8 protein-coding genes are annotated in these 7,549 nt (G+C 41.8%); all 8 read right to left on the bottom strand.

Annotation, left to right across the window (positions count from 1 at the left end; translation table 11 throughout):
- Positions 1–118: 118 nt before the first annotated feature.
- The 8 genes from NQT69_RS18090 to NQT69_RS18055 all read right to left on the bottom strand — a co-directional run bounded on the left by NQT69_RS18090 (position 119) and on the right by NQT69_RS18055 (position 7,545).
- Positions 119–1,042 carry an alpha/beta fold hydrolase gene (locus tag NQT69_RS18090; protein WP_256829058.1) on the bottom strand — a complete coding sequence of 308 codons (924 nt, stop codon included), beginning with the start codon at positions 1,040–1,042 and terminating at the stop codon, positions 119–121.
- A gap of 90 nt (positions 1,043–1,132) precedes the next feature.
- Positions 1,133–2,044: a HEAT repeat domain-containing protein gene (locus NQT69_RS18085; protein WP_256829057.1), complete on the bottom strand. Its 912-nt coding sequence runs from the start codon at positions 2,042–2,044 to the stop codon at positions 1,133–1,135.
- A gap of 191 nt (positions 2,045–2,235) precedes the next feature.
- Positions 2,236–3,429: a dipeptidase gene (locus tag NQT69_RS18080; RefSeq protein WP_256829056.1), complete on the bottom strand. Its 1,194-nt coding sequence runs from the start codon at positions 3,427–3,429 to the stop codon at positions 2,236–2,238.
- 59 nt (positions 3,430–3,488) lie between these two features.
- The gene (locus tag NQT69_RS18075) at positions 3,489–3,734 is read right to left on the bottom strand and encodes a YheU family protein (protein ID WP_087532629.1); all 246 of its coding nucleotides are present in this window, start codon (positions 3,732–3,734) and stop codon (positions 3,489–3,491) included.
- Positions 3,731–4,711, bottom strand: coding sequence for a hydrolase (locus tag NQT69_RS18070; protein WP_256829055.1), 981 nt, complete (start codon positions 4,709–4,711; stop codon positions 3,731–3,733). Before NQT69_RS18070 ends, NQT69_RS18075 begins: the two co-directional genes overlap by 4 nt.
- A 107-nt stretch (positions 4,712–4,818) precedes the next feature.
- Positions 4,819–4,959, bottom strand: coding sequence for a hypothetical protein (locus NQT69_RS18065; protein ID WP_256829054.1), 141 nt, complete (start codon positions 4,957–4,959; stop codon positions 4,819–4,821).
- Positions 4,960–5,222: 263 nt separating this feature from the next.
- On the bottom strand, positions 5,223–5,636 hold the full coding sequence (locus NQT69_RS18060; protein ID WP_256829053.1) for a TIGR02444 family protein: 414 nt from the start codon (positions 5,634–5,636) through the stop codon (positions 5,223–5,225).
- Positions 5,623–7,545: an ATP-binding cassette domain-containing protein gene (locus NQT69_RS18055; protein ID WP_256829052.1), complete on the bottom strand. Its 1,923-nt coding sequence runs from the start codon at positions 7,543–7,545 to the stop codon at positions 5,623–5,625. Before NQT69_RS18055 ends, NQT69_RS18060 begins: the two co-directional genes overlap by 14 nt.
- Between the last annotated feature and the right edge of the window lie 4 nt (positions 7,546–7,549).

The following is a 7,549-nucleotide window of genomic DNA, read 5'->3' as shown; positions in this document are numbered from 1 at the left end:
TACCGCTTACCGCTTACCGCTTACCGCTTACCGCTTACCGCTTACCGCTTACCGCTTACCGCTTACCGCTTACCGCTTACCGCTTACCGCTTACCGCTTACCGCTTACCGCTTACCGCTTACCGCTTGTTCTTTTTCTGCTCGCGCTTTTGTTCTGCTTTTTTAACGTGTTTGCTGATCCACTTGGTCATTTTTGCCATTAATGCTGGCGGGAAGTCGTGGCCCATACCGTTTACTATCTTTAATTTTGCCTTTCTGATTTGGGCTGCGGTTTGTTTCCCAGCGGCTACTGGCATGACAGGGTCTAAATTGCCGTGTATTACTAGGGTTGGGGCTTTTATTTTTGGCATTAAATGTTGCCGACAATCACTGGCGGCAATGGCTGCGAGTTGGCGGTTAAAACCTTGCGGGTTATGTGCTCTATCAATCCCTAATGTGGCTTTTTTACGTAAAGTTTGCTCATCTTGGGGATAAGCAGGACTGCCAATTAATTGATTTAGCTTTATATTATAATGTATAGCACCATCACGACTAGCTTGACGCGGGCGGTGTTTTGCCAGCTGTAAGAATAACTTAAGACTAGATGCCGACAGCTTAGGCTTGCTTGAGCTCGACATAATTGAAGTTAAACTTAATACCTTCTTTTTATGCTGTGCAGCAATCAACTGTGCAATCATCCCGCCCATTGAGGCGCCTACTAGATGTGCTTTTTTGATTTTTAACGCAGCCATTAACTCCAGCACGTCATTCGCCATATCATCCAAAGTGTAAGGGATGTGAGAAGCGACAGGGAGGCGCTTACTTAACCATACTTTAAATAAATTAGGATTGCCTAGTTGTTCAAGTTGACTTGAAAGCCCAGTGTCGCGGTTGTCAAAACGTATTACCCTGAAGCCTTTTTCTACTAAGCCTAAATATAACTCATCCGGCCATACAGTCAGCTGTGCACCTAAACCCATAATTAAAATGATAACAGGCGCGGTTTTATCGCCTGTGTCTTCATAATTAATGATAATCCCGCTTTTGGTTTGAACTGTCAGCATACTTAACTGGTTACAAGGTTTTGCGTAGTTTTACTAGAGTATAGCCATAATACGGTACTGGGTCATGGCTAGAAATATGAACTTTATAAGTTAATAACCAGCACTTTTGCGTAACTCATCTAGTATATCTTGGTTGCCAATCATTTCATCAAGCGCTGCTCTGACCGCACTATCGGAGGTGTCGTTATATACTGCAAGTAGGTGCTGCGCCATTTGTTGCGTGTAGTCATCTTTCTGATTTTGGGATTGATAGTATTGCGCCACCAAACCTTGAGCGGCTAAGCGACGAACATAATCATTCGAGTCTCGCTCTAACAAGTTTGTAAACTGCTCTGCTAGGCGCTGATCCAGTATCGGTGCTTGAGTTGTTAACTCGATAGCTTGGATTTTAAATTTTTCGTCGCTACTGCTATTCGCTAAATTTAAAATGTTGCCTACGACTTCATAGTCATATTCAGGCATGCTCGATTTATTCAAGATAAACATATTCATTTGCAGTTGGCTCAGCGCCGCTAATCTATCTAAATCAGTCATGTTTGGGTCTAAAATCTGCTCTCTTAATTGAGCGTTTATTTGTTTTGCGTAGTCAGGGTCTGACTTGATCCTTAAATCATAGTCTTTAGGTAAATCCGCGTAAAAGCCATAAAGAGGGTTTTGTTCACGTAGTTCTTCAGCTTCTTGTTGCTGTTTTTCAGCTAGTACATTCAATACTAGCTCTTTAAATTCGTCGGTATTTTGTTCTTGGTAAGAGCCTGGTGCCTGTAGCTTTATGTGAGCTATTTGGCGCTGTAGTGAATTCACTTTTTTGTTTAGTTCGTCAATTAAGGCTGCATTTGATTGTGGGTATTGTGCAGCAGTACTATCAGAAACTGTGGCTCTTAGCGGTTGCTGCTCGGGCTCGTTAAGTGAACCGGGCTTGTCTTGAAAAAATACTCCGTAGCATGAAATTACCAATGCAAGCGTTGCTATGGTAATCGCGATAGTTCCTTTGTTTATAGCCATAAGATAATTCGCCTCTAAAATAGGTAATTTATCTTTTTTAGTTATAAAAGTCTGTTAAAAAGTGTGCTAAACGAAATATATGAGTTAATTAAAAAGGTGGGGCGGGAGTTGCAAGGTAAGTCAAGAAAAGACGCCATTACAGAATTTTTGACAAAAGCTAGGCTCATTTTCGAGCCTAGCTAGTATATAGCTTAATGCGATTTTGCGTATTGCTCAGCTTGCTTCCAAACTCTGAGCATATTGCCACTTAAAATCTTTTTAATATCTTTGTCGCTGTAGCCTCGATCCATTAAACCTTGCACCAGGTTAGGGTAGCTTGAAACATCTTTTAAACCTATTGGCAAAGAGTCACCTACACCGTCATAATCAGAGCCGATACCGACATAATCAATACCAATTAACTCAACAACGTGATCAATATGATCAAGCACCTGCGCAAGGCTAGCAAATGGGAATGGGTTTTTAGCGCGGTACATGGCATCAAAATCTTTGCTTAATTTAGTCCCTTGCTTTTTCGCCGAGTCTTTTTTGTCGTTCAATTGATCGTACCAATTACGCGAGCTTGCTGTGACAAAGCTAGAGCCAAAGTTAATTTGAATGACACCACCGTTCTTTTTCAGCGCTAACAGCATGTCGTCATCCATATTACGCTCAAAGCCTGGGGTGTATTTACGTAGTGATGAATGTGAGGCGATGACGGGCACATTTGAGATCTCCATAACCTGATAAAACGCATCATCAGAAATATGTGATACATCGACTAGCATGCCAATGTTATTCATTTCAGTAACTAGCTTTTTACCAAATGGGCTTAAGCCTTTCCACTTACGGCGTATATCATAAGATGAGTCAGAAATATGATTGCTTTGTGAGTGGGCAAGGGTGATATAACGCACGCCACGGTCAAAAAAGTGTTTAAGGTTATTCATGTCACCTTCAATAGGTGAGCCGTTTTCCATACCCATCGCAATCGACATTTTATTGTCTTTAAATTGTTGCTCGATATCTTGTGTTGAGTCAGCAATAGCAAATTTATCTGGAGCGCGCTGAACAATTGCTTCCATGCTATCGATTAATTGGTTCGCTAGCTGAAAGCTTTTACCTTTGCCTTCAAATTCTAAATGGGCAGGAATATAAATTGACATAAATGGCGCGTTTAAGCCGCCTTTAACTGCGCGAGGGTAGTCAAAATCACCGCCTTTCGTCGCTTTTGTTACATCAGCCCACTTAGCGTGAATACGGTATGGCACATCAATGTGTGTGTCGATTAAAATGGTATCTTGGGTGAGTTTAATTGCTTTATTTGAAGGCGTTACTGTTTCTGCCTGTGCTTGGCTGGCAAGGGCGAGTGATACAGCAATAACAACTGAGCTTAGTTTTATCATTTTTAATGGCTCTTGAGGTAAAAGAACCATTGTGAAGTTTTATCATGAAGCTGACAAGTTTACTCGTTAAATTGCTCTTCACTTTGCATGGCTTTGAATTCGTTTTTCGAAATAATGGTGACCGATTCGTGCAGCTCAGAGAAAAATACCATCGCATCGCCATTTTTTAATTGCTGGTTAACCTGCGCCACTTTACTTTCAATACTGAACTCTTGCTCACCGTAATCGGTGCCTTCACGTAAAACGTAACTTTCAATTAAGTTATAGAGTGTATCTTTATCGAGTTGCTGGTGTGGAATGATCATAACTGCTCTTTATTTACTAGCTGATTAAAATACTCTGGCACGACTCGTTCTAACCAATAAACTGGCTTAAATGGATTACTGCCCGATATAAAGCCAACGTGGCCGCCCTTTTCTGAGATGCGCAGCGTAACATGCTCGCTAACATCTTGCCTACTCGGAACTGCCTTAATAGATAACATAGGGTCATCTTCGGCGTGCACAATTAGAGTGGGTGTGCTTATATGCTTTAAATAAGGTTTAGCGCTGGCTTGTTGATAGTAATCTTCTGCCCCGTCAAAGCCATGGAGAGGGGCTGTAAGCTTATCGTCAAATTGCCATAAATCATCAATTTTCATTAACTGCTCTAGCGTTAAATCGATTTGTTGCTTAATGTGCGGTAATTTACGGCGCATTGATTTTTTCATCCGATCGAGCAAATACTTTTGGTAAATTTTCCCCAAGCTCTTACGTATTACTTGGCACGATGGCGATAAATCATAAGGTGCAGAGACAACCGCAGCGCCATCAAGCACACAATGCTTACCTTGCTCACCAACGTACTTAGCCAGTACATTGCCCCCTAATGAAAAACCAACCGCAACCATAGGGCGATTTGGAAATTGTTGCTTTAGTTGTTTGATAAAAAAATCAAGGTCGCCAGTTTCACCACTGTGATAAGCCCGGGGGAGTCTATTTGCCTCAGTCGAACAGTTACGAAAATGCATTAAGACAACGCTATAGCCTTGCTGCTTTAATGCTTTCATCATGCCTTTGGCATAAAAGCTGTTTATATTGCCCTCAAGACCGTGCAATACAATAGCAAGCGGCGCAGAGTCGTTTTTTGGTAACGACCAAGCAAGCTCTAAAAAGTCGCCGTCGGGCGTATCAAGCTGCTCTAGTTGATAGCGAGTATTATGAAAAGGGCGAAAAAAACGCGGCATAATAGTTTGCACATGGCGGTTGCTCATCCACCATGCAGGCTTAAAATGTGGAAGCATTGTTTAATACTGTTCAGCTAATTGAATTATTAGTGTAACAAATTTTTTGTAATAAAAAGCCCCTAATCAAACTTGTTGATAGGGGCTTTGCGCGTCGTGCTTAATTCTTAATGGGGAACTTCTGCGTCATTTATTTTTTTGATGAAATAGTAAACATAGAATAGGCACAGTGCGATAACTACACCTAGAATACCAAATGACATAAATAGTACTGGGTCGCTAAAAAAGTCTCTGAAGAATATATCCATGATGTGCCTCCTAATGTCTATGGGTTAATCATAGGCTGGCTTGGCATGGCTTGATATGATCCAGATCAAGGTATTTTCCTGATTGTTAAATGAGCCGTAAAGAAGTTGATTTGGATCAAGTTAGTTAGCGAGTTTGTGAGAAGAAAGTGACAAGCTAAAGCTGGCTTTTCCTATAAGGTATGACTAGTCGTGGGAAATGGCTTTAGCCATGAATTATCTCGTTATAAAAATTAACGCACTAAAGCACGACCTAGGTGAGAGCTTTACAAATAGAGCCTTGTGTTATTTGGCGTGCTGCAAGGTGTTAGGGCAAAGCTATTAATTGTGGTTATCAACAACTGTTGTTGTTGTTTTTCAAGCTTAAGCTCGGCGCTGAGCAGTTCTTTACGAATTGCGGGGTAATCTGCAATCTCGGTTTGATTGGCTTTTAAATAGGCGCGTGTGGCACGTAGGGGTTTTAATACCTGCTGCTCAAATTCACTAATGGATTGTTCAAGCTTGTTTAGCTGGGCTTGGCTAACGGCTAGATTGAGAGAATCTAGGTAATAAAGCAGTAAGCACAGGTTTACGTTTTTACCTTGCTGGTTTTGATAAGCCAACAGGCGCGTTTGCATGTCACCTTTGCTGTAAAGGTCACATGCAAATTGCCAATAGTCATCGCTGTTAAGCAAGTTCATCGGCAAACGCTTGTTCTTTTTCTTCCATTTCTTCAAGGGCCATAAGTAGCTCTTCTTCGATATCGTTTACTTTAGGAGTTAACGTTGCTTGTTTGCTAATTAATTCTTTGAGTTTAGCTTTGTTGTCATCGTTATAAAGCTCGTTATCACCAAGTGCAACTTCGACTTCGCTTAGCTCTGTTGAGTGTTTATCAAGTTGCTTTTCAAGCTTTTCAATCTGCTTTTTAAGTGGTTGGATTGATTTTCTAAACTCTGCCTCTAAGCGTTTTTGCTCTTTACGGTTAATTTGCGAGTTTGCTTTTGGTTCGTCATCAGTTTGCCCCACCTTGGCAGCTTCTTTATTGGCATTGAGTAACCATTGGTAGTACTCGTCTAAATCATAGCCAAACTGAGTGACTTCGCCGTTATCAACTAGGTAATATTCATCAGCGGTATTTTTTAGCATGTGGCGATCGTGGGATACGGTCACCATGGCGCCTTCAAAACCTTGCAACGCCATAACCAAAGCATGACGCATTTCTAAATCAAGGTGGTTGGTTGGCTCATCCAGCAGTAATAAGTTAGGTTTTTGATAAACCAACATAGCTAGAACAAGGCGGGCTTTTTCCCCCCCAGAGAATGGTGCAACTGGCTCAAGGGCTTTGTCACCAATAAAGGCAAAACCGCCTAAAAAGTCACGCAGTGATTGCTCGCTGGCCTTTGGGTTTAAACGCTGTATATGGGTAACTGCGCTGGCTTTTAAATCTAATGACTCCAATTGATGCTGCGCAAAATAGCCTATGTTTAAACCCTGATGTTGAAATACTTCGCCGGCTTGTGGTTGTAGCTCACCGGCGAGTAGTTTGATTAGTGTTGATTTACCCGCGCCGTTACGCCCGAGTAAAGCAATGCGACTACCGGGTACTAAGTTAAGTTTTATGCTATCTAAAATAGTCACATCACCATAACCAGCTTTGGCTTTATCAAGTGTCATAAGTGGGTTCGGTAACGCAAGCGGTTCGGCAAATTCAAAATCAAACGGTGAGTCGGCATGTGCGGGGGCGAGTTTTTCCATGCGTTCAAGGGCTTTAACGCGGCTTTGTGCTTGTTTAGCTTTACTGGCTTTAGCTTTAAAGCGGGTTATAAATTGTTCAAGGTGGGCAATTTGCTCTTGTTGTTTTTCAAACATGGCTTGTTGTTGCAATAAGCGCTCTGCTTTTTGGCGCTCAAATTGCGAGTAATGACCTTTGTATACGTTAATCTTTTGCTGGTCGATATGCCAAATTTGATCAACCACCGCATCTAAAAATTCACGGTCATGAGAAATTAATACCAGCGTACCTGTATAAGCACGCAAAAAGCGCTCTAGCCAATAAACTGCATCTAAGTCTAAGTGGTTGGTTGGTTCATCCAGCAGTAGTAAATCGGCATCGCGAATAAGTGCTTGGGCTAGGTTTAAACGCATACGCCAACCACCGGAAAATGCACTGACCGGGTTTTCAATTTGGTTATTGGCAAAACCTAAGCCGTGTAGTAACTCACCGGCTTTGGCTTCAATACTGTAACCTTTAATATTCTCAAGCTGAATGTGTACTTTAGCTTGGGTGTCACCATCGTTATTTTGCTCGGCTTCACGCAGGGCAATCCGTAGTGCGTAGTATTCAGGGTGGCCTTGTAGTACGTAATCAATAGCGCTTATTTCAAGTGCTGGGGTTTCTTGTTTCACCGATGAAATAGACCAGTCCTTCGGAATAGTATAGTTACCTGCATCTAACGAAAGCTCTGATTTTAGTAAGCTAAATAAGGTTGATTTACCGCAGCCATTGGCTCCAACTAATCCGACTTTATGTTCCGGGAATAAGGTTGCTGAAGCATCTTTTAACAGTGCTTTACCGCCACGCAGTAGTTCTATTTCTGAAATTTGGATCATGAAT

Source organism: Pseudoalteromonas shioyasakiensis, from assembly GCF_024518675.1.
GTDB lineage: Bacteria > Pseudomonadota > Gammaproteobacteria > Enterobacterales > Alteromonadaceae > Pseudoalteromonas > Pseudoalteromonas shioyasakiensis_B.
The sequence above is the reverse complement of the archived record's forward strand: the minus strand, read 5'-3'. Positions and strand labels throughout refer to the sequence as shown.

What these genes read in the sequence shown, in the direction of transcription:
- NQT69_RS18090 (WP_256829058.1), bottom strand. Translation starts at nt 1,042, where the DNA reads ATGCTGACAGTTCAAACCAAAAGCGGGATTATCATTAATTATGAAGAC.
- NQT69_RS18085 (WP_256829057.1), bottom strand. Translation starts at nt 2,044, where the DNA reads ATGGCTATAAACAAAGGAACTATCGCGATTACCATAGCAACGCTTGCA.
- NQT69_RS18080 (WP_256829056.1), bottom strand. Translation starts at nt 3,429, where the DNA reads ATGATAAAACTAAGCTCAGTTGTTATTGCTGTATCACTCGCCCTTGCC.
- NQT69_RS18075 (WP_087532629.1), bottom strand. Translation starts at nt 3,734, where the DNA reads ATGATCATTCCACACCAGCAACTCGATAAAGATACACTCTATAACTTA.
- NQT69_RS18070 (WP_256829055.1), bottom strand. Translation starts at nt 4,711, where the DNA reads ATGCTTCCACATTTTAAGCCTGCATGGTGGATGAGCAACCGCCATGTG.
- NQT69_RS18065 (WP_256829054.1), bottom strand. Translation starts at nt 4,959, where the DNA reads ATGGATATATTCTTCAGAGACTTTTTTAGCGACCCAGTACTATTTATG.
- NQT69_RS18060 (WP_256829053.1), bottom strand. Translation starts at nt 5,636, where the DNA reads ATGAACTTGCTTAACAGCGATGACTATTGGCAATTTGCATGTGACCTT.
- NQT69_RS18055 (WP_256829052.1), bottom strand. Translation starts at nt 7,545, where the DNA reads ATGATCCAAATTTCAGAAATAGAACTACTGCGTGGCGGTAAAGCACTG.